Annotated in this window: 26 protein-coding genes; 13 read left to right on the plus strand and 13 right to left on the minus strand. The window is 61.9% G+C overall.

The features are described 5' to 3' along the window. From P8Y64_04650 to P8Y64_04660, 3 genes are all read left to right on the plus strand, one after another. A partial coding sequence (locus P8Y64_04650; GenBank protein ID MEJ2059758.1) for an exodeoxyribonuclease VII small subunit occupies positions 1-231 on the plus strand: 231 nt, incomplete at its 5' end. A 5-nt stretch (positions 232-236) separates the two neighbouring features. Next, entirely contained in the window at positions 237-1121 is an 885-nt protein-coding gene (ispA, locus tag P8Y64_04655; GenBank protein MEJ2059759.1) for a (2E,6E)-farnesyl diphosphate synthase, read from the plus strand. Positions 1122-1259: 138 nt separating this feature from the next. After that, positions 1260-3554, plus strand: coding sequence for a hypothetical protein (locus P8Y64_04660; GenBank protein ID MEJ2059760.1), 2295 nt, complete (start codon positions 1260-1262; stop codon positions 3552-3554). Between the two features lie 627 nt (positions 3555-4181). On the opposite strand, the gene P8Y64_04665 is transcribed toward P8Y64_04660, so the two are convergent. From P8Y64_04665 to P8Y64_04680, 4 genes are all read right to left on the minus strand, one after another. Beyond that, positions 4182-4991 (minus strand): hypothetical protein, encoded by an 810-nt coding sequence (locus P8Y64_04665; protein MEJ2059761.1) that lies wholly within the window; start codon positions 4989-4991, stop codon positions 4182-4184. Beyond that, entirely contained in the window at positions 4988-5473 is a 486-nt protein-coding gene (locus P8Y64_04670) for a hypothetical protein (protein MEJ2059762.1), read from the minus strand. Before P8Y64_04670 ends, P8Y64_04665 begins: the two co-directional genes overlap by 4 nt. Continuing rightward, a complete protein-coding gene (locus P8Y64_04675; protein MEJ2059763.1) occupies positions 5470-6033 on the minus strand; it encodes a hypothetical protein in 564 nt (187 codons plus the stop codon). Before P8Y64_04675 ends, P8Y64_04670 begins: the two co-directional genes overlap by 4 nt. Positions 6034-6103: 70 nt before the next feature. After that, positions 6104-6685, minus strand: a complete 582-nt coding sequence (locus tag P8Y64_04680; GenBank protein MEJ2059764.1) for a hypothetical protein — start codon at positions 6683-6685, stop codon at positions 6104-6106. Positions 6686-6990: 305 nt separating this feature from the next. Here P8Y64_04680 and dxs point away from each other — a divergent pair, with 305 nt between their 5' ends. The 3 genes from dxs to folE2 are packed head-to-tail and all read left to right on the plus strand — an operon-like array spanning position 6991 to position 10108. Then, positions 6991-8886, plus strand: coding sequence for a 1-deoxy-D-xylulose-5-phosphate synthase (gene dxs / locus P8Y64_04685; GenBank protein ID MEJ2059765.1), 1896 nt, complete (start codon positions 6991-6993; stop codon positions 8884-8886). Between the two features lie 20 nt (positions 8887-8906). After that, positions 8907-9287: a 6-carboxytetrahydropterin synthase QueD gene (gene queD, locus P8Y64_04690; protein MEJ2059766.1), complete on the plus strand. Its 381-nt coding sequence runs from the start codon at positions 8907-8909 to the stop codon at positions 9285-9287. A 5-nt stretch (positions 9288-9292) separates the two neighbouring features. Then, positions 9293-10108 carry a GTP cyclohydrolase FolE2 gene (gene folE2, locus P8Y64_04695; protein ID MEJ2059767.1) on the plus strand — a complete coding sequence of 272 codons (816 nt, stop codon included), beginning with the start codon at positions 9293-9295 and terminating at the stop codon, positions 10106-10108. 40 nt (positions 10109-10148) lie between these two features. Here the strand turns inward: folE2 and P8Y64_04700 are convergent, their stop codons facing one another. From P8Y64_04700 to dapA, 3 genes are read right to left on the minus strand one after another with little or no spacing between them, the layout of a single operon-like run. After that, positions 10149-10913 (minus strand): MBL fold metallo-hydrolase, encoded by a 765-nt coding sequence (locus P8Y64_04700; protein ID MEJ2059768.1) that lies wholly within the window; start codon positions 10911-10913, stop codon positions 10149-10151. 8 nt (positions 10914-10921) lie between these two features. Next, positions 10922-12052: an outer membrane protein assembly factor BamC gene (gene bamC / locus P8Y64_04705; GenBank protein MEJ2059769.1), complete on the minus strand. Its 1131-nt coding sequence runs from the start codon at positions 12050-12052 to the stop codon at positions 10922-10924. 14 nt (positions 12053-12066) lie between these two features. After that, complete coding sequence (dapA, locus tag P8Y64_04710) at positions 12067-12951, minus strand: 4-hydroxy-tetrahydrodipicolinate synthase (protein MEJ2059770.1); 885 nt, start codon at positions 12949-12951, stop codon at positions 12067-12069. Between the two features lie 150 nt (positions 12952-13101). On the opposite strand from dapA, the gene P8Y64_04715 reads away from it, so the two are divergent. From P8Y64_04715 to P8Y64_04730, 4 genes are all read left to right on the plus strand, one after another. Further along, complete coding sequence (locus P8Y64_04715) at positions 13102-13635, plus strand: ACT domain-containing protein (protein ID MEJ2059771.1); 534 nt, start codon at positions 13102-13104, stop codon at positions 13633-13635. A gap of 9 nt (positions 13636-13644) precedes the next feature. Then, on the plus strand, positions 13645-14118 hold the full coding sequence (locus tag P8Y64_04720) for a peroxiredoxin (GenBank protein ID MEJ2059772.1): 474 nt from the start codon (positions 13645-13647) through the stop codon (positions 14116-14118). 120 nt (positions 14119-14238) lie between these two features. Further along, complete coding sequence (locus tag P8Y64_04725) at positions 14239-15654, plus strand: PhoH family protein (GenBank protein MEJ2059773.1); 1416 nt, start codon at positions 14239-14241, stop codon at positions 15652-15654. A 286-nt stretch (positions 15655-15940) separates the two neighbouring features. Further along, positions 15941-17077: a carbohydrate porin gene (locus P8Y64_04730; protein MEJ2059774.1), complete on the plus strand. Its 1137-nt coding sequence runs from the start codon at positions 15941-15943 to the stop codon at positions 17075-17077. 24 nt (positions 17078-17101) lie between these two features. Here the strand turns inward: P8Y64_04730 and P8Y64_04735 are convergent, their stop codons facing one another. From P8Y64_04735 to P8Y64_04755, 5 genes are read right to left on the minus strand one after another with little or no spacing between them, the layout of a single operon-like run. After that, positions 17102-17620, minus strand: a complete 519-nt coding sequence (locus tag P8Y64_04735; protein MEJ2059775.1) for an O-acetyl-ADP-ribose deacetylase — start codon at positions 17618-17620, stop codon at positions 17102-17104. Between the two features lie 3 nt (positions 17621-17623). Further along, entirely contained in the window at positions 17624-18700 is a 1077-nt protein-coding gene (locus P8Y64_04740) for an AI-2E family transporter (GenBank protein MEJ2059776.1), read from the minus strand. Beyond that, positions 18697-19071, minus strand: a complete 375-nt coding sequence (locus P8Y64_04745) for a Crp/Fnr family transcriptional regulator (protein ID MEJ2059777.1) — start codon at positions 19069-19071, stop codon at positions 18697-18699. The genes P8Y64_04740 and P8Y64_04745 overlap by 4 nt, the downstream gene beginning before the upstream one ends. Then, positions 19052-19810 (minus strand): GMP synthase, encoded by a 759-nt coding sequence (locus P8Y64_04750; protein ID MEJ2059778.1) that lies wholly within the window; start codon positions 19808-19810, stop codon positions 19052-19054. The genes P8Y64_04745 and P8Y64_04750 overlap by 20 nt, the downstream gene beginning before the upstream one ends. Beyond that, entirely contained in the window at positions 19807-20751 is a 945-nt protein-coding gene (locus P8Y64_04755; GenBank protein ID MEJ2059779.1) for a LysR substrate-binding domain-containing protein, read from the minus strand. Before P8Y64_04755 ends, P8Y64_04750 begins: the two co-directional genes overlap by 4 nt. A gap of 133 nt (positions 20752-20884) precedes the next feature. Here P8Y64_04755 and P8Y64_04760 point away from each other — a divergent pair, with 133 nt between their 5' ends. Both P8Y64_04760 and P8Y64_04765 read left to right on the plus strand, forming a co-directional pair. Continuing rightward, the gene (locus P8Y64_04760; protein MEJ2059780.1) at positions 20885-21457 is read left to right on the plus strand and encodes a TM2 domain-containing protein; all 573 of its coding nucleotides are present in this window, start codon (positions 20885-20887) and stop codon (positions 21455-21457) included. Positions 21458-21537: 80 nt separating this feature from the next. Next, positions 21538-23352 (plus strand): ABC transporter ATP-binding protein/permease, encoded by a 1815-nt coding sequence (locus tag P8Y64_04765; protein MEJ2059781.1) that lies wholly within the window; start codon positions 21538-21540, stop codon positions 23350-23352. On the opposite strand, the gene P8Y64_04770 is transcribed toward P8Y64_04765, so the two are convergent. Further along, positions 23312-23866, minus strand: coding sequence for a hypothetical protein (locus P8Y64_04770; protein MEJ2059782.1), 555 nt, complete (start codon positions 23864-23866; stop codon positions 23312-23314). The two genes, P8Y64_04765 and P8Y64_04770, sit on opposite strands and share 41 nt — an antisense overlap. Positions 23867-24001: 135 nt before the next feature. Here P8Y64_04770 and P8Y64_04775 point away from each other — a divergent pair, with 135 nt between their 5' ends. Then, on the plus strand, positions 24002-24334 hold the full coding sequence (locus P8Y64_04775) for a DUF1820 family protein (GenBank protein ID MEJ2059783.1): 333 nt from the start codon (positions 24002-24004) through the stop codon (positions 24332-24334). Positions 24335-24450: the final 116 nt, after the last annotated feature.

Here is a 24450-nt window from a genome sequence, read left to right on the forward strand (position 1 = left end):
AAAAAAACAGACGAAAAACTTGATTTCGAGCAGGCCCTGCAGGAGCTTGAAACCCTAGTTGACCGTCTGGAAAAGGGCGACCTGAGCCTGGAGGAATCGCTCCAGGCCTTCGAGCGCGGCATCACCCTCACCCGCACCTGCCAAAGCGCCCTGGAAGATGCCGAACAGAAGGTTCGTCAGCTGACCGCCGAAGGGGAGAAGGATCTCGACGCGCCCGACGAAGAGGCATGACGTCCATGGAGCGTACGCTCGCAACGCTGCAAGCGCGCATAGAAACGGTTCTGGACCGGCACCTGCCCGCCGATGAGATTCACCCCGGCCGTCTGCACGAGGCGATGCGCTACAGCGTGCTCGGCGGCGGCAAGCGCATCCGGCCGGTTCTGGTGTACGCAACGGCCCAGGCGCTGGGACTGCCGTTGCAGCGGGTCGACGGCATCGCCGCGGCCGTGGAACTCATCCACGTCTACTCGCTGATCCACGACGACCTGCCGGCGATGGACGACGACGCGTTGAGGCGCGGCAAACCCACCTGCCATATCGCCTTCGACGAAGCCACCGCCATCCTGGCCGGCGACGCCCTGCAGGCGCTCGCCTTCCAGATCCTCGCCCAGGATCCCGACATGGTACAGGCGGCGGAACTCCGGCTGCGGATCATCGGCACCCTGGCCCAGGCGGCCGGCTCGCGCGGCATGGCGGGCGGACAGGCCATCGACCTAGCCTCGGTCGGCAAGCAGCTGGATATCGCCGAACTGGAGGACATGCACATCCACAAGACCGGCGCACTGATCCGGGCCAGCGTGGTGATGGCGGCGCTCTCCAATCCCGATACCGATCAGCACACCCTGGACCGCCTCGATCATTACGCCAAGAACGTCGGTCTCGCCTTTCAGATCCGTGACGACATCCTGGATATCGAAGGCGATACCGAAACCCTGGGCAAGACCCAGGGCGCGGACGTCTCGCTGAACAAACCCACCTACCCCGCCATCCTCGGCCTGGAGGAATCCAAACAGCAGGCCCGCCTGCTGTATCAGGAAGCCATGGATGCACTGACCGATTTTGGCCCCGACGCCGAGCTGCTACGCTGGATCGCAGGCTTTATCGTCAGCCGTATCAGCTGATCCGACGGATATTCGTCATCAAACAGGTGAAGTGCGTCACAATTCCGACGCCTCGTGATTAACCCGCACGTCCCGGGCTGTTACCCTCAACAAAGACAATAAGTTATGTCCTCAAGTTGAGACCAGTCCGGAGACTCATTGGCCAACGCGCCCCTCAATCCGCAGCCTGAACAGCGCCCTTTCCATTACCGCAAACGGTGGCTGTTGTTGCTTCTTTTGCTGCTCATGTTCAGCAGCGCGGCCGGCTATTACCTGGCCAATCTCGACGCCACCATCCCGGCCGCCCACGCGGCGACCCCACCGGCAGCCGCCATCCCGTCAGCCCCGGCCGAGCCCGCAATCGTCGCGACGACATCCAACCAGGAACCGCCTGCCACACCGGATGGCACCACCGCGGCCGGAACGACTAAACAGCAGGAAACGACACCCCGACACCTGGCAGCCGCTTCCACGATGAGCAGCGCGACCAACGACACCCCTTCCTCTCCGACGGGGAACGAGGCGGCTGCGCAAACGCCCGCGGCAACCGGCACCGCTTCCACGAAACCGCAACCCTACGTCGACCAACTCATCGCCCCCGGCGGCGGTGCCGGGGAGGAACAGAGTGCCGAAGCACCCTCAAAGCAGCCTAACGGACGCCGTCTGTACAGCCTGGAATACCGGTATTACGCCACGGACAATTCGACCTACGGACATGCACAGGAGCAGGGCCTGCTGGGGCGCTGGCAACAGGAGACCCTGAATTTCGGCACGCTCGATCTGACCGCCCTGGTCCGTGACTATCGTTCGGATCCGGGTAATCCCTTCCTGAACACCGGCAGCGGAGGCCACTTCACCCTGCTCCAGCACAACTTTGCCCTCACGCCGAATCTGCTCATGAACAATGCCGTCGGCGTGGCGCGCACCCCCGGCAATACCCTGATCAACGGCGGTTACCGGATTCGCCTGCCCAGTTCCCTGATCGAAGGTGTCGGATCGCAGACCCTGTCGCATAACGGCACCCTGACGCTGTTGAGCGGCGACACCGGCAATTACCAGGGCACTGCCGTGCAGGACTTTCAATCCACGCAGGGACAACTGACCGAGGCGGGATACGAACACCGTTTCGGCTCCCGTTGGCGGGCGGCGGCGCGCATCGTTTCGCTGCATGGGCATGAGGATGTCGCGAACCACGAAACCGCCGTCGGGGCGGTGGAATACAACAATCGCGATAACAGCCAGGATTACCAGCTGCATGTCATGCAGGACAGCCTCGGACACAACGGCAGCTGGCTGGACACGAGATTCACCGGCCGGCGCTGGACGAACCGCTTCGGGCTGTACCGCATGGACCCCGGACTGCTGTGGACCGACGCCCCCATCATCAACGACACCCAGGGCGTCTACGCACGCGCCGACCTGAGCCGCTCGTTATACAACGTCAACCTGGGCGGTGACTGGTCGCAAACCAACCTCAACGACGATCCCACGCTTGCCGGCATCGATTACACCAACCTGTACGCCAACGGCAATTACCGGCTCAACTATAAGCTGACGATCGGCGGCAGCCTGACCTACCAGAATGCCGCCGCGCGCTCGGGAACAGCGACCCAGGACTCGGATAGCACCTCGCTCTCCGGGCGCCTGAGCCAGCAGAGCTCGCTCGGCACCACGCGCTACCAGCTGACCTGGAACGAAAACCACATGGGGAATTTCAGGGGACAGGGCAACAAACTCAGCATCGATCACGACTGGTATCCCAACAGTGCGCTGCAACTGACCACCTCGCTCAGCGGTGAACGGGCGGACACCTCCGACGGCTCGACCGAGCGCCTGGATACCGGCGTCGTCTGGCGGCAGTCCGTGACGGGGAATTTCAACTGGTCAGGCGGCGTGGGCTATACGCAGGTCACAGGTACCGGCGCGACGAATAATTTCAATGCCACGGTCCAGGGTGATTGGCAGATCAGCGACGAGTGGGCGGTCAGCCTGCGCGGCGGCTGGAACCAATTGAAATACCAGGACATCGTGTCGATCCCCGGCTACACCCCCACCGACCGGCAAACCGAAAGCAGCGTCTACCTCAGCGTGCGTTATACCCGCACCGAGGGCACTCCGCTGATCGCCTTCGGCCGCCGCTATGGCGCAACTGCCGGTTACGGCCGCGTCTCGGGCCAGGTCTTCCTGGACGAAAACCGCGACGGCATTCGTGAAGCAAACGAAAAGGTGCTCCCCGGCCTGACCGTCATTCTCGACGGCCAGTACCCGACCCAGACCGACAGTCAGGGACGGTTCAGCTTCGAGCCGGTACCGACCGGGCCGCACATGGTGCAGATTGCCATTCAGGACGTACCCCTGCCCTGGGGGCTGGAAAAGAACGACCGGTTCAAGGTTTCGGTGCCGGTCCGCGGCACGGCTGAACTGCCGATTCCGCTGGTGAAGTTGAATAACTGATTGCCGTGAGGAGTAAGGGGACAAACGTGAGGTGATAGGGGTAAGGAGTGAGGAGGTGGCAGTGTCTTTTCGCCTTACCCTTCACGTTTCACCACTCCCCCTCCCGTCTTGCCGAGCAGCCGATGGGTAGCTCGGTGAGAGGAAGACTGATGGCGATTTGTTAGGTTATTGGAATTGTTTCTGCATGCTTGGGGCCCAGTTAGACAGGTGATTGGTATTGTTTCGCACGCTATTGAGCTGGGATTTCCCTATCTAACACCCATTGAAGCGTGCGAGTCTCTTTCTTTACTTGCCCAAAGAAAGAGACGAAAGAAAGGCGCCCCCACCGCCTTGGCCCTACGGGCTATCCTCGCATCCGCCTACTTGCGACGGGTCGGTTCGACACGACGTCCTCGGCAATTGCTCCTGCATTGCCCTACCTCCTGCATCCATGCAGTCGTGTCGTGACGAACCTCAGCCCGGCGTCCTTGCCGGGCTGACCCTGCAATCCAGCAGCTGCTCGGCAAGGCGGAACGGGGATATTGGTAAGGCGTGAAACGTGAGGGGTAAGGCGAAAAGACACTGCCATCGCCTTACCCCTTACGCCTTACGCCTTACGCCTTACGCCTTACGCCTTACGCCTTACGATTATTTCAATCGCGCATCAACATCCTTCTGCCCACCATCCCAAAGGATGCGGCCCTTGAGATGCAGGGGCACGTGGATCTTGATCTTGGTATCCACCCCTTCGGCATTCATCGGCCAGATCGGCACCATGCGCGTCTGACCAGGCAGGATCGGCAAGGGCGCCACACTGAAATCCACCTGCTGGTTGGATGAATCCTGCCCCGACAGCATGCCCTGCGGCCGTCCGTGTGCGTTACCTTTGTTGGTGATTATCGCAACGGGGGTCAGATGCCCGTTGACCCGGTGCAGTTCCAGGCGATCCACCTTGAGCCGTGGATGGGCGTCCCCGACGCGGACATAGACGATAACCGCGATCCGGCCCTCGACCGGAAACTCGATGTCGCCCGCCTTGGCCATGACGCTCTGATCGGCCGGAGAAAGCAACAAGGCCACCCGGCATTCCCCGGCCTTGGCATCCTTGGGCACATGCACCTCGAAGCGGTACAGGTGATCCGCCTTGGGCGCCAGACTCAAGTTACGCCGCTCGATACGCACCCAGGGACGGCAACTGCCGGGCTGAAGTTCGGGCGGAAAGATCCTCACGCCACCATTGGGCTGCAGAGCCCAGTCGGCGGTGCGTACCCGCAATTTGGTCTCGTAAACGTCCGGGTTGGTGAGCCGCACCACCTGGCGCACGACCTGCCCGGGTTTGGCCTGCAATTCGAACCGTCCCGGCGCCACCATGAGCGTAAAGGTCTTGGCCGACAATGCCGGCGGCATCAGGCTCAACAGGGCCAGGCTGAACCATCCAATGGTTTTAAGGAGTTTCACGGTTGAATCTGGATCTCGAATTCGGGTTTCAGGGTGATGGTGCCGGTCACGTAGCGTGCGTCCAGATGAAATGTCATGTCGAACAGGTCGCGCATGACGGCCTCGGTGATGGGGCCATTGTAAATGGGGACGGCTTCACCGGGAACTGCCGTCCCCGAAGCGAAGGTTCCGAGCTCGGTGGTCCAGTTGACGCGCAGACCGCCCGGCCGACTCAACCCCTGGGGGGAAAGCGGCATGCGCAGAAAGATCTGCGCATGCTTGCCGATATAGTCCTGGGTACGCAGGCGGATGTCGATCTTGACGTGGCCGACGATCGCATTGAGCTGTTCCGCGCTCAGTCGCCGACCCGGCGTCGGCACATAAGCCCATTGCAGTTGCGGGACAACGTTCTGTTGCGGGGAAAGGGAATCGTCCAGGCGCTCCATGGCGCCCGCCGCCGGCATCCAGAGCATTAACGCAAGCAGGAAGGACCAGGTCTTCATTGCATGGTCGCCGTGTAAGTGACCGTACCGGTATAGGTACCGGGCGCGACGACCTGGCTGTTGGCGTAATAGAAGGTCTGATCCACGTAAACCTGTTTTGAGCCGGTAAAGGTCAGCAAAACCTGGTTCGCCGATCCGTCGAAACGCCCCGAAGGAATATCACTGTCCGAAGAGGTCCAGCCAATCTCGGTAAAAGGAATGGTATACGTGTTGTTGCTGAGGGGCGTGCTCGAATTGGCCGTCAAGGTCACCGTCACGCCGCCGAGAAACTCGGCCCACAGGGAGGATTGCGCGGCGACCGACACCCGGACCGGCTGCGACGTGGCCTGCAGAGGCGTGTTGTCGCCCACCTGGCCGGCGGGCACCTGAAAACTGACCGTATCGACGGAACCGGTCGGGCTGCCCACCTGAAGCACCAAACGCCCCGTAAAGAACTTGTAGACACCGAGCGTCACCGTTACCGCGTGGGCCGGACTGGAAAACAAAAACAGGCAACCCAGCATCAGCCAGGTTGCCTTTTTCAATCCTGAAGGTATGAAGCGCATTTTAGTTATGACCACTCGCCTTTACCTGTCCTGCTGATAGTGTAGCAAGCCCCTTGCGGGGCTTGCTGACACTCTAACCGGCGCCTTACGGCGTGGCCGCGGTGTAGGTCACCTGGCCGGTGTAGGTACCCGCCGGCACCACACTGTTGTTGGCGTAGCTGTAGGTCCAGGTCGCCGTACGCGTGGTCACCGAGCTCGCCCCATTCAGGGTCGGCTGCACCGCGGTACCGCCCGCATTGCTCAAGGTCGGGGTGGGCAGGTTGCTGTCGCTCGACGTGGCGGTAATATCGCTCCAGCTGATATTGTTGCCGGCGCCGTCGCTCAGCCCCGAAGCGCTGTTGTTGGTCGGGGTGATGGTGACCTGGCCGGCATTGCTGCGCAGCACGACGTTCACCGCGCCACCGCCCGCGTCACCGCCGGTACCGGCCACCGCGGTGCCGTCGCCGACATTGGCGCCCGGTACGTTGAAGCCGATCTGGTCGATGGTGGCACCCGCCGTACCGACCCGGAAGTAGAGGAAGGCTGGCACCACGACCTGGAAGTCCAGCTTGGCCGAGGCATTCAGCGCGCCGCCGCCAGTCGCCGAGGTGGATTGCGCGGCGGCGATGCCGGGAACGGTCGCCATAGCCAGCGCAGCCGAAAGGATGATTGTCTTCATGGTGTTCATTTTTGCTCTCCTCGGGGTCTTTGCCTCACGGCAGTTGCCCCATGTATAAATCGCTCGTTGTGGGCCAAACCTCATTCAGTACATTAAGTTTCTTTCCTTGGTTGTAATCCTAGCCAAGCGACCGTCGCCAAACCTTGAAGGGCGTCACATTTCTGACGTCCCTACCTGTGGATAAGCGTGATTTCCGTCACAACCCGCTCAACACGCCCCTAGAGAGCCGGATTCGGAAGGGTCCTGCAGGCTTGTTTGCGCCATCGCGATGGACGGCGTGGTAGAATTCCGCTCTTTTCTAATGCACCGGCCGCATGACACAGCCTGACTATCCGTTGCTCGAGGGCATCGACAGCCCCGCCGACTTGCGCGCCCTGCCGCAAAAGTCGCTACGGGCTGTGTGCGACGAACTGCGCCGATTCCTGCTGCAGTCGGTATCGAGTTCGGGGGGGCATCTCGCCGCGAATCTCGGCGTGGTGGAGCTGACCGTCGCCCTGCACTATGTCTTCCAGACACCTGATGACCGCCTGGTCTGGGATGTGGGACACCAGACTTATCCCCATAAGGTATTGACCGGACGCCGCGACCGCCTGCACACCATTCGCCAGAAGGACGGCCTGTCCGGCTTCCCGAGCCGTAGCGAAAGCCCGTACGACGCCTTCGGCGTGGGACATTCCAGCACCTCCATCAGCGCGGCGCTGGGCATGGCGCTGGCCGCGGAACGCGCCGGCGAAGACCGGCAGAGCGTGGCCATCATCGGCGACGGCGCGATGACGGCTGGCATGGCCTACGAGGCCCTGAATCACGCCGGCGACCTCAAGGCCAATCTGCTGGTCATCCTCAACGACAACGAAATGTCCATCTCCCCCAACGTCGGGGCGCTTAACAAATACTTCGCGCGCGTGCTGTCCGGGCGCATTTACTCGACCATGCGCGAGGGCGGCAAGCAGGTGCTCAAGAACATGCCACCTATGTGGGAACTGGCGCGCCGCGCCGAAGAGCACATGAAGGGCATGATCATCCCCGGCACCCTGTTCGAGGAGATGGGATTCCAGTACTTCGGCCCCATCGACGGCCACGACGTCGACGGCCTGGTAAAGATGCTGCACAACCTGCACGGACTGCAGGGCCCCCGCCTGCTCCACATCAGCACCCGCAAGGGCAAGGGGTACGCCCCGGCCGAGGCCGACCCGGTCGCCTACCACGGCGTGGGACGCTTCGACCCCGATACCGGCCTGACCGCCGGCAAGACCGGCGGCGCCCCCACCTATACCGAGGTCTTCGGTTCCTGGCTCTGCGACATGGCCGAACAAGACGAGCGCCTGCTCGCCATCACCCCGGCCATGCGCGAAGGCTCGGGGCTGGTCGAATTCTCCGAGCGCTTCCCGGAACGCTATTTCGACGTGGGCATTGCCGAACAGCACGCGGTGACCCTGGCCGCGGGCATGGCCTGCGAGAATGCCAAACCCGTGGTCGCCATTTATTCCACCTTTTTGCAGCGCGGCTACGACCAGCTGATTCACGACGTGGCGCTGCAGAACCTGCCGGTATTGTTCGCCCTCGACCGCGCCGGCCTGGTCGGCCCGGACGGCGCCACCCACGCCGGCAGCTTCGACCTCTCCTATCTGCGCTGCATCCCGAATCTGGTGGTGATGGCGCCCGCCGACGAAAACGAGTGCCGGCAGATGCTGTATACCGGCTACCGACATGCAGGCCCGGCAGCCGTACGCTACCCGCGTGGCAAGGGCCCGGGCGCGGCGGTTCAGGCCGAGATGCAGGCCATTCCGCTGGGCAAGGCCCAGCAACTGCGCAAGGGCAAGCGCATCGCCCTGCTTTCCTTCGGGGGGCTGCTGCAAGAGGCGCGGGCCGCCGCGGAGGCACTCGATGCCACCCTTATCAACATGCGCTTCGTCAAACCGCTGGACACCGAGATGATCCTGCGCCTGGCCAACAGCCACGAACTCCTGGTGACCGTGGAGGACAACGTCATCGGCGGGGGCGCCGGCAGCGCCGTCAACGAATGCCTGGCCGAGCACGACCACCGCGCCTGCCTGCTCAACCTAGGCCTGCCCGACCGCTTTATCGAACACGGCGCACGCGAGGCGCTGCTGGCCGAGTGCGGCCTGGACGCCGCCGGCATCCGCCATGCCGTGGAGGCCTGGATCAACAATGGGGATTGCGAGGGACGCCGCCCTCAGTTAATATCCTAGCGTCTTAGTAGGTTTTAACCATGCCCGGCCGCTTCACGCTCAAGATTCTCACCGACTTCGCTTCGGCGCATACCCTGCGGGATTACCCCGGGGACTGTGCGCGCATGCATGGCCACAACTGGAAGGTCGAAGCGGAGGTCGAGGCGGAGACCCTGAATGAAACCGGCATGGCCATCGACTTCAAGGACATCAAACAGGCTGCGCGCGAGATCGCCGGACGGCTGGATCATCGTTATCTCAACGAACTGGAGCCGTTCACCGAACTCAATCCCACCGCGGAGCACATCGCCCAATACTTCTTCCGCGAACTCGGCAAGCAATTGGACCGGCCCGGGTTGCGCGTCTCGTCGGTTACCCTGTGGGAAACCGACCGCGCCTGTGTGCGCTATAGTGAGGACTGAACATTATGAGCAGGACCGCCCCGCAAGTGATCGATTCCATCCCTGATGTGCAGGCCACGGCGGATACCCGTCAGATCGCCATCAACAAGGTCGGCATCAAGGACATCCGCCACCCCATCCGGGTCGCGGACCGCAGCGGCGGTGAACAACACACCATCGCCACCTTCAGCATGTACGTGAACCTGCCCAAGCATTTCAAGGGCACTCACATGTCCCGTTTCGTGGAAATCCTCAACCGCCACGAACGTGAGATCACCGTAAAGTCCTTCCGCGATATGCTGGGGGAAATGACCGGGCGGCTGGAGGCTGAATCCGGCCACATCGAAATGCATTTCCCCTACTTCGTCATGAAGTCCGCGCCGGTATCCGGCGTGCAGAGCCTGATGGACTACGAAGTGAGCTTTATCGGCGAGATACACAAAAACAAGCCGCAGATGAACGTCAAGGTCAGCGTGCCGGTGACCAGCCTGTGCCCCTGCTCGAAGAAGATCTCCGACTACGGCGCGCACAACCAGCGCTCCCACGTGACCGTCAGCGTGCGCACCAACAAATTCATCTGGGTGGAAGACCTCATCGACCTGGTCGAACAGGAGGCCTCCTGCGAACTCTTCGGCCTGCTCAAACGCCCGGACGAGAAATACGTCACCGAAAAGGCCTACGACAACCCCAAGTTCGTAGAAGATATGGTGCGGGATATCGCCGTGCGCCTGAATGCCGACGACCGCGTCCTGGGTTACGTGGTGGAATCCGAAAACTTCGAATCCATCCACAACCACTCCGCTTACGCCATGATCGAGTACGACAAGGAAAGCGAAGAATAAAGGCTAAGACGTCAGGGGCACTTAAAAGCGCCTTACGCGATCACCGCAATTCCCGCCAACCGAACCCGCCTTCCTGGTCGGCCACCTCCAGCCACTCGGGCTCGCAGCCGACGCCGCTACATAAAGCATCGCGTGCCAGATCGGGTGTGTTGTTCTGCTCGGACAGATGCATCCCGACCAGATGCCTGAGCCGGCCGGTATCCATACTCTTCAGCAACGCCTCCGCCTGCGTGTTGGCCAGGTGTCCGTAAGGACCGCCGACGCGCGCCTTGAGGGACGGCGGATATGGACCGGCGGCCAGCATGTCCGCATCGTGATTACATTCCAGCAACAGGCCCTCACAACCTGAAAGCACTTCCGTCACATGCGGCGTGATCCCGCCCGCGTCGGTCAGGATGCCCAGACGCCACTGCCCGTCGCTGAACACGAATTGGCAGGGCTCGCGGGCGTCGTGAGGCACGGGATACGGCTGGATCTCGAGCCCGTGGATCTCGAAAGGCTCGTGGGGATGGAACAGCTCGCAGTGTTCGGCGGGCAGGTCGCGACCCATGACCATGGTACCGCTGGTCATCCAGATCGGCAGGCCGTAGCGACGGGACAGCGGCGCGGCTCCGCGGATATGATCGGTATGCTCGTGACTGATAACCAGCGCGGTAAGCTGGCTCGCCTCCATGCCCAGCACGGCCAGACGCCGTTCGACTTCTCGCACCGAGAAGCCGCAGTCGACGAGCACGCGGGTGCCGCCCGACTCGACCAGGGTGGCGTTTCCCTTGCTGCCACTGCCGAGCGAGGCGAACCGCAACATAAACGCGGTTACTTCAGGGCGGTTTGAATCCGCTTCAGGAGGATGCTCGACGCCCCGGCCGGAAGAGGGTGGTCTTTGGCGTCGACGATGCGGATCGCGACCTGATCGCCCTGCGCCTCGGCATAGACCTTCAGCGGCGCGCCCGTGTCCAGATCAACGCCCTGCTTGGACTTGTCGCCACCGAGCAGGCGCGCGAAAAATCCTGGCTTATCGCCGGGCTCGGACTGATAGGAGACGTAATAGACGCCCTTGTCCTGATCGCTGTCCTGCACCGGCAGCCCGGCACGGTCCAGGGCGATGCCGAGGCGGCGCCAGACCCGCGGGTAATCCGCAGCCACCATCAGCGTCGGACGGTCGCCGCTCGTCAGATTGGTCTTCAGAGCACCCTGATCCTGTGCGGAGGCGACGGCCTGTTTGGCCTCATCCTCGCTGGAGCCTAGGAACACCATCAGGCGTGTGAGCATTTCGGCCTGGCGTTCGGGATTGGGCGGCGTAAGCTGCCATTTGGTCACGTCCTGGTCGAGCACGACCTGGTGGGCGCCCTCATGAGTGAGAAAGATATCCGTGCCGCCGCTGGTGGTCCGTTCCAGGCGCAGGCGGTACTTGTCCCGCTCCCCGGCATCGTACAGGTTGCCGAAATACTTCATGATGCCGGTGGGAACGCCTGCCTTGCTCTCGGCCCAGTCGGTAACCATCAGGCCGGTCTTGGGGTCGGCCTTCTTGATCTCCAGGCCCTGCTTGCGCCAGAAGGCCAGCAGTCGGGGCCAGAGCTGATCCGGCGTGCTCTGGCTTTCGAGCCAGTACATATCACCGTCGCGCCGCACCTGCAGACCGGCATACTGGGGCAGCACGCCGTGCGCAGCGGCTGGCGCAGCACCGCCTGCGGCGGTACCGGGCGCGGGCTGTGCCTGCTGTTGCTGTTTTTCCAGCGCCAGTGCGCTGACCGTACCCTGCTGCGCCTCGGGGATCTCGTATTGACCGGAGAGCTCCGGCTTGGTCAGGTCCGGCGGTACGTCCAGCGGGGGCAGCGGCTGGGTCTGGGAATATTTGAGTGAGCCGTCGGGATTGGTGTCGCTGGCACAACCGGCCAACAGCAGGCTCGCCGCAAACAACAGCGTCAGGATACGCACAAAACTCATTATGTAATCAGGCCTCAGGACTTGAGAGCGATGCCGGTCGCGCGCAGTGCCTCGCACAAGGCGGGGCGCGCATTCTCGGACAGCGGCGTCAACGGCAAACGGATGCCCGGGCCGATCAGGCCCATTTCATGCAACGCCCACTTCACCGGAATCGGGTTGGATTCGATAAACAATTTGCTGTGCAGTTCGGCAATCCGGGTATTCAGACGTTCCGCCTCGGCCCGGTCGCCGCGCAATGCCGCTTCGCACACGGCGTGCATCTCTGCCGGCACAACGTTTGCGGTCACGGAGACATCACCCTTGCCGCCCGCCAGGATCAGTTCCATGGCGGTAGCATCGTCGCCGCTGTACACATCCATACGGCCACGCACGCGCTCGATCAGGTCACGCCCCCGCTCCAGGTCGCCGGTGGCATCCTTGATGCCGACCACATTGGAGATATCAGCGAGACGCTCGACCGTCTCGTTACGCATGTCGACGGCGGTGCGCCCCGGCACATTGTAGAGTATTTGCGGGATGGGCACGGCCTCCGCCACAGCGCGGAAGTGGCGGTACAGACCCTCCTGGGTCGGTTTGTTGTAATAAGGCGTCACCAGCAGGGCCGCGTCTGCGCCGCCCTGCATGGCGCAGCGGGTCAGCTCGATGGCCTCGGCGGTGGAATTCGAGCCGGTACCGGCAATCACGGGAATGCGCCCGGCGGCCAGTTCAACCACCCGCTGGATGACCCTGCAATGCTCGTCGAAATCCAGGGTGGCGGACTCGCCGGTCGTGCCGACCGCCACGATGGCATCGGTACCGTTGGAGACGTGGAACTCGATGAGATTGGCCAGGGCCGCGTCGTCGACCCCGCCCTCCTCGTCCATGGGCGTGACGAGGGCTACCAGACTGCCGTGAAACATGCTGATCTCCAGAAAATCAAGCCAGCCATACTACTGACGGGGCAAGGTCAAGACAAGCAGGCGCGCCCGAGTTCCCAAGCCGAAACCGAGCTGATAACCTTGGCCCCATGAAGTCACTTCCCCAGCCGGCCAGATAACCATACCCAGACCATGGCCAAAACACAGTTGGTGATCTCCGTACTCAGCAAGGACCGCCCGGGGCTGGTCCAGGACATCACCGCCATCATCGGCGAAACGGGATGCAACCTCGAGGACAGCCGCGCCGCCGTCCTGGGCGGTGGCTTTGCGATCATCCTCCTCGCCACCGGCAACTGGAGCGCCGTCGCCAAGCTCGAGACCGCCCTGAACAAACTGGCCGGCGAGCAGGACCTCACACTGTCCATGCGGCGCACGGAACTGACACCGGTTTCCGCCCCCATGCTGCCTTATATGGTGGACGTCGTTTCCCTCGATCACCCGGGCATCGTCAACCAGCTGGCCACTTTTCTCTCCCAGCGGGGCATCAATATCCTGAACCTGACCACCCATGCCTACAGTGCCGCCCATACGGCGACGCCGATGTTCGCGGTGCACATGGATATCGAGGTGCCGGCTCAACTGCACGTCGCCGCCCTGCGTGAAGACTTTCTCGATCTGTGCGACGATCTGAACCTGGATGGCGTCATCGAACCGGCCAAAGCATAATTTCGACTCATGAGCGCACCCAAGATCGGCAACAAGGCCCCTGACTTCAGCCTGCCGGCCACCGGCGGCAAAACCATCAAGCTGTCCGACTACCGCGGCCAAAAACACGTCGTCCTGTATTTTTACCCCAAGGACAGCACCCCCGGCTGCACCCAGGAAGGCCAGGACTTCCGGGATCACTACCGCAAATTCACCGCCCGTGACTGCGTGATCCTCGGCGTCTCCCGGGACAGCCTCAAGCGTCACGAAAACTTCAAGGAAAAACACGGGTTCCCGTTTCAGCTGCTGTCGGACGAAAACGAAAAGGCATGCAAGCTGTACGATGTCATCAAACCAAAAAAACTTTATGGCAAAGAGTTCATAGGCATCGAACGCAGCACCTTCCTGATCGACAAATCAGGTGTACTGCGCAACGAATGGCGCAAGGTAAAAGTCAAAGGGCACATTGAAGAAGTACTGGATGCCGTCAAGGCACTTTCATAAATTCGGCGGGGCACTCACGCCCGGCCCGTCTCCCCGCCAGCCGGCGGACAGCCCCCTACTCCCCAGCATTTCCGCCCGCTACGGGCACCGCCATCCCTTTCCATTACGCGAGGCACCCGCATGGTCCTGAAAGAGATCAATGGCAAACGTCTGTTCGTTCTCGACACCAACGTCCTGATGCACGACCCCACGGCCCTGTTCAGGTTTCAGGAGCACGACATCTTTTTACCCATGGTCGTCCTGGAGGAACTCGACCGCGGCAAGAAGGGGGTTTCCGAGGTCGCGCGCAACGTACGCCAGGTCAGCCGCTTCCTCGACGAGGTCATGACCCAGGCAAGCATGAAGGACATCGACCGCGGCCTGCCTATCAATCCCGGCCGGCTGGCGGAATCGAGCTTCTCGCCGACCGGGCGCCTGTTCTTCCAGACCGAGGCCATGCACACCGAGCTGCCCAAGTCCCTGCCCGTGCATTCGGCGGACAACACCATCCTCGCCACCACCCTGGCCCTGAAGCAGCAATTCGCCAAGACCAAGATCACGCTGGTCTCGAAAGACATCAACCTGCGCATCAAGGCCGCCGTGCTCGGCATTCACGCGGAGGATTACTACAACGACCAGGTGCTGGACGACGTCAGCCTGCTGTACAGCGGCACCGGCGAGCTGCCCGCCGACTTCTGGGAAAGCCACAGCAAGGACATGGAGTCGTGGCAGGAAAGCGGCCACACCTATTACCGGATCCGCGGTCCGCTCACCAAGGACTGGTTTCCCAACCAATGCCTCTACCTGGAGGATACGGACTCGCCTTTCGACGCCGTCGTACGCTCCGTGGAGGAGGATCACGCCATTATCGAGATCGTCCGCGATTACGCCACCCCGAGACAGACGGTGTGGGGCATCAACGCCCGCAACCGGGAACAGAATTTCGCCCTCAACCTGCTCATGGACCCGCACATCGACTTCGTCACCCTGGTGGGTGCCGCCGGCACCGGCAAGACCCTGCTGACCCTGGCCGCCGGGCTGGCGCAGACCCTGGAGGAAAATCTCTACAAGGAGATCATCATGACCCGCGTCACCGTGCCGGTCGGCGAGGACATCGGTTTCCTGCCCGGCACGGAAGAGGAAAAGATGACGCCCTGGATGGGCGCCCTGATGGACAACCTTGAGGTGCTCACCAAGTCCGAGATCGGTGGCGACTGGGGACGCGAGGCCACCAACGACCTGCTGCGCTCGCGCATCAAGATCCGCTCGCTGAACTTCATGCGCGGACGCACATTCCTGAACCGCTACATCATCCTGGACGAGGCCCAGAACCTCACCTCCAAGCAGATGAAGACCCTGATCACCCGCGCGGGGCCCGGCACCAAGGTGGTCTGCCTGGGCAACGTGGCGCAGATCGACACCCCCTATCTCACCGAAACCACCTCCGGCCTCACCTACGTGGTGGACCGCTTCCGCAACTGGGAACACAGCGGCCACATCACCCTGCGCCGCGGTGAACGTTCGCGCCTCGCCGACTACGCCTCGGACACCCTCTAAGAAAACCTCTCCCCCTTCCCGGCCGCGGTCGAATCACCGTGGCCGGGAGGGGGACTCATTGCCATTCCCGCATTCGTTGAGAATGCTGGTTGGTTTTGTCCCTTCCCGCCACTGCGACTATTAATAAACCTAAGAACATGTCGCCGGACGCGACCGGCAGGAACCCGGCGTTGCGGTTCGGCTCATAACAAGCTGCAACCCTCAAGCGCGGGAGAAGGACAAACTGAAACCGTGGGACGAACAAGCAGGAGCTGCCGATCGGGCAGCCCGGCAGCGGGACCGCACCGTGCACCGCCGCGGTCTCTTCCTGTGCCTGCTATTTGCGCTGCCCGCCGGTCTCGCGCCTGTCCCGGCCACTGCCCAGACCAGTGGCACACCGGCGCGCCCCTCCGCTCAATACCTTCCCTTTAAACGCCTGCGGGAAGGCATCAAGGGCGGGTTTCACTGGGACAATGAGTGGGTGAACAACCTGAGCGGCGGCGTCCAAAACGGCAGCGCATTCGACAGCGTATTCCAGGGTGGACTCGCGGTGCAGACCGGTGCGCTAGGACTGTGGCGGAGCGGGCAGATTCAGGCCAGCGTGCTCGGTATCCGCAGCGGACAACCGAGCACCAAATACGTCGGCGACGTACAAGGGATCAGCAATCTCGAGGCATCGCCCGATTCCATGCGGCTTTACGACCTCTTCCTGCATCAGCCACTCGGCCGAACCACTGCCATGAACGCGGGGATATTCGATCTCAATGCCTATTTCAACGTAACGAACGCAGCCGGGGCGTTATTGAACGCCTCTTTCGGCATCAATCCCGCCCTGACCCTGAACGTCCCGGTCTCGACCTACCCTCAAACCGGCTATGGCGCGATGCTCGCACACCGGATCGGTCACTGGACCCTTAAAACCGGCCTGTTCCAGGGCGACCCGGCGGCACGCGGCAGCCCGTTCACCAACGGTTATCTGGCCATCGGCGAAGTCGGATACCACAAACCCGGCAATTACCCGGGCCGTTATCATTTCGGTCTGTGGTCCTATAACCAGCCCCGCAACGGACTCGGACCGCATAACGACTGGGGTGGCTATGCCGTCGTCGAGCAGGTGATCACGCGCGGCCCGCACCCCCGCACCACCCTGTTCCTGCAGTTGGGTCATGCCCCCGACCGGGTGAACCTGGCCACCGACTATGTGGCCGGCGGCGTCGATGTGCACGCACCGGTGGCGAGCCGTCCCAAGGACCGCTTCACCCTGGGCTTCGCTCGTGTCGAGTTGCGGAATCTGAAACCGGAGACCAGCATCGAGGCGGCCTATATCGTGTTCGTCAGTCGCCACTTTTTTCTGGAGCCCGACATCCAGCATGTCGTTCATCCCGGCGGTGACCTGCCGGATGCAACCGTGATCACCCTGCGCGCGCACCTGGAGTTTTATTAATGCCGGGCGGTTCCCTGGAGCACGTCAGCACTGCAAGGCGGATTCATAGGCACCAAGACAGGAGGTGTCGAAGCAGACGAAAATCACCCGCTTCAGGTCGGGGTCCCGGCCCAGCCCTTCACGGACCTCGCGTACCGCAATCATGGCCGCCTGGTCGGCCGGATAGCCGTAGACGCCGCAGCTGATACACGGAAAGGCCAACGACGCCAACGCATGTTCCCGCGCCAGATCCAACACATTGCGGTAGCAGGCGGCCAGCAGTTCCGGCTCGCCGTGATGACCGCCATGCCAGACGGGGCCGACGGTATGAATGACATGCCTGGCCGGAAGATCGTAGCCGAGGGTGATACGCGCCTCGCCGGTCGGACACCCCCCGAGGGTGCGGCATTCGCCGACCAGGCCGGGCCCGGCCGCGCGATGAATCGCACCGTCGACCCCGCCGCCGCCGAGCAGGGAGTTGTTTGCGGCATTGACAATAGCGTCCACTGCAAGCCGGGTGATATCGCCCTGCAGCAGCTCGATACGATCTGCCGCGTCGGCCAACCCTTACTCCACTGATTCGTCGAGCTGCTGATCCAGCGGTGCGGGCCAGGCGTTGAGTACCGCCTGAATCAGGGTGGCCAGCGGAATGGCGAAAAAGACGCCCCACACACCCCACAGCCCGCCGAACACGATCACGGAAACGATAATGGCAACGGGGTGCAGATTGACGACCTCGGAAAACAGCAACGGCACCAGCAGATTACCGTCCAGAAACTGGATGATGCCGTAGGCCAGCATCGCGTACGCGAAGTGCACATTCACACCCCATTGAAAGTAAGCGACCAGCGCCACAGGAAAGGTGATGATGGTGGCACCGACATAGGGAATGATCACGGACAGGCCGATCAGAAACGACAGCAACATCGCATAGTTCATCCCCAGGATCATGAAGGCGATATAACTGGCAACCCACACAAAGGCGACCTCGATGAACTTGCCGCGCACGTAGCTCGCGATCTTGTCGTTCACCTCGGCCCACACCCTGGAACTCAGGGAGCGCTCCTCGGGCAGGAAACCGGTCACCCAGGTCATGATCTTGTATTTGTCCTTGAGAAAGAAAAAGACCAGCAAAGGCACGAGGATCACGTAGACCAGGATCGTGATCAAGCCGACTACCGAGGACAGCGATACGCTCAGAACGTGCTGACCGAGCGTAGTGATCTCGGTACGCAGGGTATTAATGAGCTCGATCACCTGCGGTTCGCTGATGAGATGGGGATAGCGCTCCGGCAGCAGCATGAGCTGCTCCTGCCCCTTGGCGACCATATTCGGCAATTCGGAGAAGAACTGGGCCACCTGCTGGGTGATCAGGGGGATCGGCCCGAGCAGGATCGCAAGTATGAGCACGATGAACAGTACGAAAACGAAAACCACCGCCACCATGCGCGGCACGCGCCAGCGCAGCAGTTTATCGACGGCCCCGTCCAGCAAATAGGCGATGACGATCGATGCCAGCAGAGGCGCCAGCAGGCGGCCGGCAAAGACCACCACCAGCAGACCCGTGATCAGCAGCAGCGCGAGAATGACGGCCTGCGGGTCCGAGAAATGACGTCGGTACCACTCAAGCAGGAGTCTGATCATTCGTTCTCGTCGCGAAGTTTTCGATAATGCGTTTCGAACAGGATCTCGAGTTCGTCGATGACTTCCACGGCCGGGCGACCCTGCATGACATGCTGCGCCATCAGGGTGGAGGTCTCGTTGAGCATCTTACCCTTGTCGAGCATGTAATAACTGGCCGAGAGCCGCTTCATCGCCTTGATCACGCTCTCGCCTTCCTGGCGTGGAATCTCCTTGGGCGCGGGAATTTCCGCAGGCTGCGCTTCACCGCGTCCGCTGAGGAACTCGGCGAATTCCAGCAGCATGACACGCTGCTCGGGTTGCAGCGCCTTGAACAGACGGACCAGCCGTTTTTCGTCCGAACCACGATTGAGATTAGTGGTCAGCGGATTCATCCATCTCCACCTTCAGATTGAACACCGGCATCTTGTGCCGCTCCTGCATCAATTCGCAGGCCTTGACCAGGCCTACCAGGGCGATATCCGTGGATTCCTGCATGTTGCCCCACTCCATATGCGCCTCGCCCAGCAGGTCGCCGATATTCGGTGGCGGGTTGTGCCCTTCCTCCATGAGTATGTCTTCCAGCATGCCGGGCTTCATTTCGGGACGGAACAACATGCCATAGCTTTGCCCGGCGGTACGGATCAGCAGCCAGTGACCCTCGTCATCAACCAGCAAGGGTTCGACACCCTCGGGCAGCTCCACGTCGCCGTGATACAGCACCAGCAGTCGGCGCCCGTCGAGGCTCGCTGCAAATTCGTCATCACGGCCGGCTTCCGTCAAATGCGCCGTGGTGAATTTAGCCGTATAGGCCGGCTCCAACAGCGGCTTACCGCCGGCCGCCTCGGCCATCAACAGAGCCCCCATACCGATGCCGATAACCGGGCGATTCGCCTTTTGAAACATGCGAATCACGTTGATCTCTTCATCCGCGTGCGGAACCTTGTCCCGATCGGCCGTGGGCCAGGCACCGCCCAGCAGAAACACACCGTCGTACTGACTGGCACTGCTCGGTAACGGATCACCGATAAACGGGCGCACATAACCGTAAGCGATATTGCGGTGTTGCAGCTGGGCCTCGATCAGGCCCAAAAATTCAGCGTAGGTGTGCTGAAGGACCAGATAGTTCTTCATCGAACCGTATACTCCTTCCCGGTCGGCCGCATGGGCCAATCCGAGTTGTGTACCTCACAATAGCTGCGCGCGAAGTTGAGCAGTTCCTCCATGGCACGCAGGCGGAATTTCTGCCGCTGGCGAACGAACGAAAACGGCCGTTCCAGCGGCGGATCCAACGGCACGCAGGTCAGGATACCGAGCTCGAGCTCCTTCTCGATCGTCGCCCGCGACAGGATCGACACGCCCATGCCGGCCTGCACCGCACCCTTGATCGCCTCCGAACTGCCGAGTTCCAGGCAGACGTGCAGAGCGTTGCGATCGCCGCCTTCATCGATAAGGCGTTCCAGAATAACCTCGCGGGTGCCGGAACCCTCTTCACGGCAGATGAAGGGATAGGTCGCCACCTCCTGCACCGTGACCTGCTGCTTGTCCGCCAGCGGATGATCCGGCGGCATGATCGCCACCAGCTGGTCGACGCGGCAGACCTCCACCAGCAGATGCTTGTTGGTGACCGGCGCCTCCACCACACCCAGATCGATGATGTTGTTTTCGACCATGGACACGATGCCTTCGGTGTTCGACACCTTGAGACGCAGGTTCACATCCGGGTAACGCGCCTTGAAATCGCCGAGCAGCGAGGGAAGCATGTATTCCGCGATGGTGGTGCTCGCCCCCATCGTCAAGGCACCGCTGATATCGCCGGTCATCTCCCGCACCGAATTCTCCATCTCCGCATACAGCTCGAAGATGCGCTCGGCATGCTCGAACACGCTGCGCCCCGCGTCCGTGAGACTGACCCGGTTGTGGGTGCGGTCGAACAGCCGAGTGTTGAAGTGCTCCTCAAGCTGGCGGACCTGGAAGGTCACGGCCGGCTGGGTCATGTGCAAGGCTTCGGCCGCCTTGGTAAAGCTCAACAGGCGAGCAACGGTATAAAAGACCTGAAGGCGGCGGTCGGCCATATAGGGAGTTCTGCTGGCGGATAAATTCAGTTGATGCGCAGTCTAGCAGCAAGCCCCGGGATACAAAACCACAGCGATACTGATAGTAAGCGCCGGTCGCGCCCGCATGGCGATTGCGCGACAATATCGAGTCATGAGCGAAGCATGGAAAAAACTCGACCTGGGCGGCGCCGGCCTGCAGACCCTGAACGCGGAGCTGACACGTCGCATGAAGCACAGCAAGGCGGCCTACGGGCTGGCAGTGCTGTTCCCGCTCGGCATTCACCGGTTTTATCTCGGCTCCGTGTTGGGCGGCCTGCTTTATCTGCTGCTGAGCACCGCCACCCTGATCTTCTGGTTCGGGACGCACAGCCCGTATGCCTGGCTGCCCTTCGGGGCGGAGGTCCTGTTGCTGATCTTCGACCTGTTCTGGATCGACCGGTACGTGGTGAAGTACAACAAGGCGCTGCGGGTCCACCAGTTCCTGCGTTCCGGCACGGAACCGCCAAAAGACTACCGGGGCCGTTACACGGACGACAACAGCGAGCTGGACGCATACATCCGCCAGAAGGAACGTGAGCGCGGCGGACATCAACCCGTGGGCGCCGACAGTGGGCCCGGTGAATCCGGAGACCGGCCGCCCTCCTTCAACGAACAGGAAGCGATGCTGCGCGAACTGATCCGCAGCAACAAAGGGCGCAAGCCCGGCGGCAAGGAAGACGACTAGGCAATATTCCCCGCTTACGCACGGGGAACTCGGCTGTATCATGCGTATCTGATATCCAGATACCGAATCACCGAAACATCATGCAGCCCGGATCCGAACCGCAGTATTCCTCCCCCAAGCAAAAGGCCCGTTTCGACCGCGCCTTTTTTCGCGATGCCTGGCACCTGGCCAAGCCCTACTTCACCCATTCGGAGGAGCGCTGGGGCGCCAGGGGGCTGTTGCTGGTGATCATGGTTTTCACCGTCGCCCAGGTCTACGTCGGACTGCGCATCACCAACTGGTACAACGCGTTCTGGAACGCCATGCAGCAGTACGACAAGGGCGCGTTCTGGCACCTGATCGGCGTATTCACCATCCTGGCCCTGGTCAGCATCGTCCTTGGTGTGTACCAGACCTATATCACCCAGCTGCTGGACCTGCGCTGGCGCCGCTGGCTGACCCAGGAATATCTCACCCGCTACCTGCACGGGCGCGCCTACTATCACATGGAGGTCTTCAAGCGCGGCCAGGACAACCCGGACCAGCGTATCGCCGACGATCTGTCGTCGTTTTCCGCCATGACCACCAGCCTGTTCACCGGCATGCTGAACGCCGCCGCCAACCTGGTGGCCTTCATCGGCCTGCTGTGGGTGCTGTCCGAAAAGCTCATCATCCCCATCGGCGGCCACGACCAGAACTTCCCGGGGATCCTGGTGTGGGTCGCCCTGCTCTACTCGGTCGCGGGCACCTGGCTGGCCGCCAAGATCGGCAACCCGCTCATCGGCCTGAACTACCACCAAGAGCGGCTGCAGGCGGACTTTCGTTTTTCCCTGGTACGCCTGCGCGAGAACAGCGAAGCCGTGGCCTTCTACGGCGGCGAGGCACGCGAAAAGGCGAACTTCATGGACCGGTTCAACGCCGTGTTCGGCAACTACAAGCGGCTGATCCTGCGGCAAAAGGCCTTCAACTGGATGAACAGCTACTTCGGCCAGATCGCCATCATCCTGCCCATCCTGTTTCCGGCCATCGCCTATTTCGCCAAAAAGGTGAGCCTCGGCTACATCATGCAGGTCGGCGCCGCCTTCGCCCAGGTGCAGAATTCGTTCTCCTACCTGGCCAACAGCTACGACAGCCTGGCCAACTGGCACGCCGTGGTCGACCGGTTGCGCGGGTTCATGAACCTCATGGAGGAAGTGGAATCGCTGCAGTCCACGGAACACCAGTTGCGGCACCGGGAGGACGGCGGCATCGCGACCCGCGGCCTGACGCTTTACCTGCCCAAGGGGCAACCGATCATCCAGCGCCTGGATCTCGATGTCCAGGCGGGGGAACGGCTGCTGATCACCGGCCGTTCGGGCATCGGCAAAAGCACCCTGTTACGCGCGCTGGCCGGCCTGTGGCCCTTCGGTGACGGGGAAGTCGCACTGCCGCCGCGGGACGAAATGCTGTTCCTGCCGCAGAAACCCTATCTGCCGCTGGGCAGCCTGCGCACGGCGCTGCTTTACCCCCGTTCCGACCTCGCCACGGACGATCACACGATTCAACAGGCCCTGGAGGCGGTCGGAATGGGCGGCTTCGCCGAACTGCTCGGGGAGGTCCAGCCCTGGTCGCACGTGCTTTCCCTGGGGGAACAGCAACGTCTGGCCATGGCGCGGGTCCTGATCACACGGCCGCGCTGGCTGTTCATGGACGAGGCCAGCTCCGCGCTGGACGAACCGACCGAGGCGCAGCTGTACCGGTTGATCGTCGAGGCCCTGCCAGAGGTCGCGATCGTGAGCGTGGGGCATCGCAGCACCCTGCTCGCCTATCACACCCGCCGCCTGCATCTGCTGGAAGGCGGGACGTGGGAAGCGGAAACGCTGGCCGAATCGGCGTCTATTCCCGGGTCGGCAAGCCCAGCCGTCGCAACGCCCTGACCACGTCGGGCCGGTGGTCACTGCCGTAGGCCACGTTCAGGGCACAGCGGCGGCGCGCCTCCGGCCAATACTGCAGCGACAGGCTCCAATCCAGACAGGCCTTCATGCCGTCATATACAGCTTGATAACCCGCACCGTCCTGAAGATGGCGCTGGACAGTCGCCAGCAACTGGGCGTTCTTGCGGTTGTTGTAGTGAATCGGCGACCAGATCGAAAAGGCGACCGGCAGCATGGCCAATATCAGCATCAGGCTCAGCAGTCGGCCACGACTGCCGCAGTATTGCAGGTACAGGTTCAGCCCCAGGGAAATGGCCGCCAAGCCGCCGGCAGTCAGTACCAGGGTCACGGTCGGCGCGCTGGCTCCATCGGCGACCATCAAAAAGGCGTCCAGAGAACCATGTCCGATCACCAGCAATGCCACCAGCAGTGCCAACGAGATCAGCGCCAACACGGTGATCATCACCCGGGCCATGGACAGGCCGCCCCCCGTTTCCGCGACTCCTATGCTGGACATTAGCCCTCCTCGTCAATTCTCTTTGTCCTAGCGGCAAAGACCATTCACAGCGGTCTTAGTTCATTCCAGGGGCGGGAGAGGGCCGACAGGCGGTTGCCTGTATAATCCCCGGAAATAGTCGTCGGATCACACCGGATGGTCGCCAAACGTATTTATCGGGTCATCTTTCAGAACCAGGGCGAGGTCTATGAGCTCTATGCCCGCAAGGTGGATCAGGCAGGCATGTATGCCTTCGTGGAAGTCGAGGAGCTGATATTCGGGGAACGCTCACAGGTGCTCGTCGACCCCGCGGAAGAGCGCCTGAAAAGCGAGTTCGAGAACGTCAAACGCACCTACATCCCCCTGCAGGCGGTCATCCGCATTGACGAGGTCGCCAAGGAAGGCCAGAACCGTATTCACAAGGCGAGTGGCGACGGGAAAATCGCCAACTTCCCGCCACCGCCCAAACCGCCGGGACGTTCCGAATAAGCCGGAAAGTCGGATTCATTTGGGGCTTGCACGAAAAAACGGCAAGCCCGGGACAATAAAAAAAGCCCGCTGTCGTATTCCACGAACAGCGGGCTTTTTTGTTTTCCTGCCGGATC

The organism is Gammaproteobacteria bacterium, assembly GCA_037388465.1.
Taxonomy (GTDB): Bacteria; Pseudomonadota; Gammaproteobacteria; order SpSt-1174; family SpSt-1174; genus JARRKE01.

Coding starts and splice junctions, on each gene's coding strand:
- ispA (MEJ2059759.1), top strand. CDS start 237: ATGGAGCGTACGCTCGCAACGCTGCAAGCGCGCATAGAAACGGTTCTG.
- P8Y64_04670 (MEJ2059762.1), bottom strand. CDS start 5,473: ATGAAGACCTGGTCCTTCCTGCTTGCGTTAATGCTCTGGATGCCGGCG.
- P8Y64_04680 (MEJ2059764.1), bottom strand. CDS start 6,685: ATGAACACCATGAAGACAATCATCCTTTCGGCTGCGCTGGCTATGGCG.
- dxs (MEJ2059765.1), top strand. CDS start 6,991: ATGACACAGCCTGACTATCCGTTGCTCGAGGGCATCGACAGCCCCGCC.
- queD (MEJ2059766.1), top strand. CDS start 8,907: ATGCCCGGCCGCTTCACGCTCAAGATTCTCACCGACTTCGCTTCGGCG.
- folE2 (MEJ2059767.1), top strand. CDS start 9,293: ATGAGCAGGACCGCCCCGCAAGTGATCGATTCCATCCCTGATGTGCAG.
- P8Y64_04700 (MEJ2059768.1), bottom strand. CDS start 10,913: ATGTTGCGGTTCGCCTCGCTCGGCAGTGGCAGCAAGGGAAACGCCACC.
- bamC (MEJ2059769.1), bottom strand. CDS start 12,052: ATGAGTTTTGTGCGTATCCTGACGCTGTTGTTTGCGGCGAGCCTGCTG.
- dapA (MEJ2059770.1), bottom strand. CDS start 12,951: ATGTTTCACGGCAGTCTGGTAGCCCTCGTCACGCCCATGGACGAGGAG.
- P8Y64_04715 (MEJ2059771.1), top strand. CDS start 13,102: ATGGCCAAAACACAGTTGGTGATCTCCGTACTCAGCAAGGACCGCCCG.
- P8Y64_04720 (MEJ2059772.1), top strand. CDS start 13,645: ATGAGCGCACCCAAGATCGGCAACAAGGCCCCTGACTTCAGCCTGCCG.
- P8Y64_04725 (MEJ2059773.1), top strand. CDS start 14,239: ATGGTCCTGAAAGAGATCAATGGCAAACGTCTGTTCGTTCTCGACACC.
- P8Y64_04740 (MEJ2059776.1), bottom strand. CDS start 18,700: ATGATCAGACTCCTGCTTGAGTGGTACCGACGTCATTTCTCGGACCCG.
- P8Y64_04745 (MEJ2059777.1), bottom strand. CDS start 19,071: ATGAATCCGCTGACCACTAATCTCAATCGTGGTTCGGACGAAAAACGG.
- P8Y64_04750 (MEJ2059778.1), bottom strand. CDS start 19,810: ATGAAGAACTATCTGGTCCTTCAGCACACCTACGCTGAATTTTTGGGC.
- P8Y64_04755 (MEJ2059779.1), bottom strand. CDS start 20,751: ATGGCCGACCGCCGCCTTCAGGTCTTTTATACCGTTGCTCGCCTGTTG.
- P8Y64_04760 (MEJ2059780.1), top strand. CDS start 20,885: ATGAGCGAAGCATGGAAAAAACTCGACCTGGGCGGCGCCGGCCTGCAG.
- P8Y64_04765 (MEJ2059781.1), top strand. CDS start 21,538: ATGCAGCCCGGATCCGAACCGCAGTATTCCTCCCCCAAGCAAAAGGCC.
- P8Y64_04770 (MEJ2059782.1), bottom strand. CDS start 23,866: ATGTCCAGCATAGGAGTCGCGGAAACGGGGGGCGGCCTGTCCATGGCC.
- P8Y64_04775 (MEJ2059783.1), top strand. CDS start 24,002: ATGGTCGCCAAACGTATTTATCGGGTCATCTTTCAGAACCAGGGCGAG.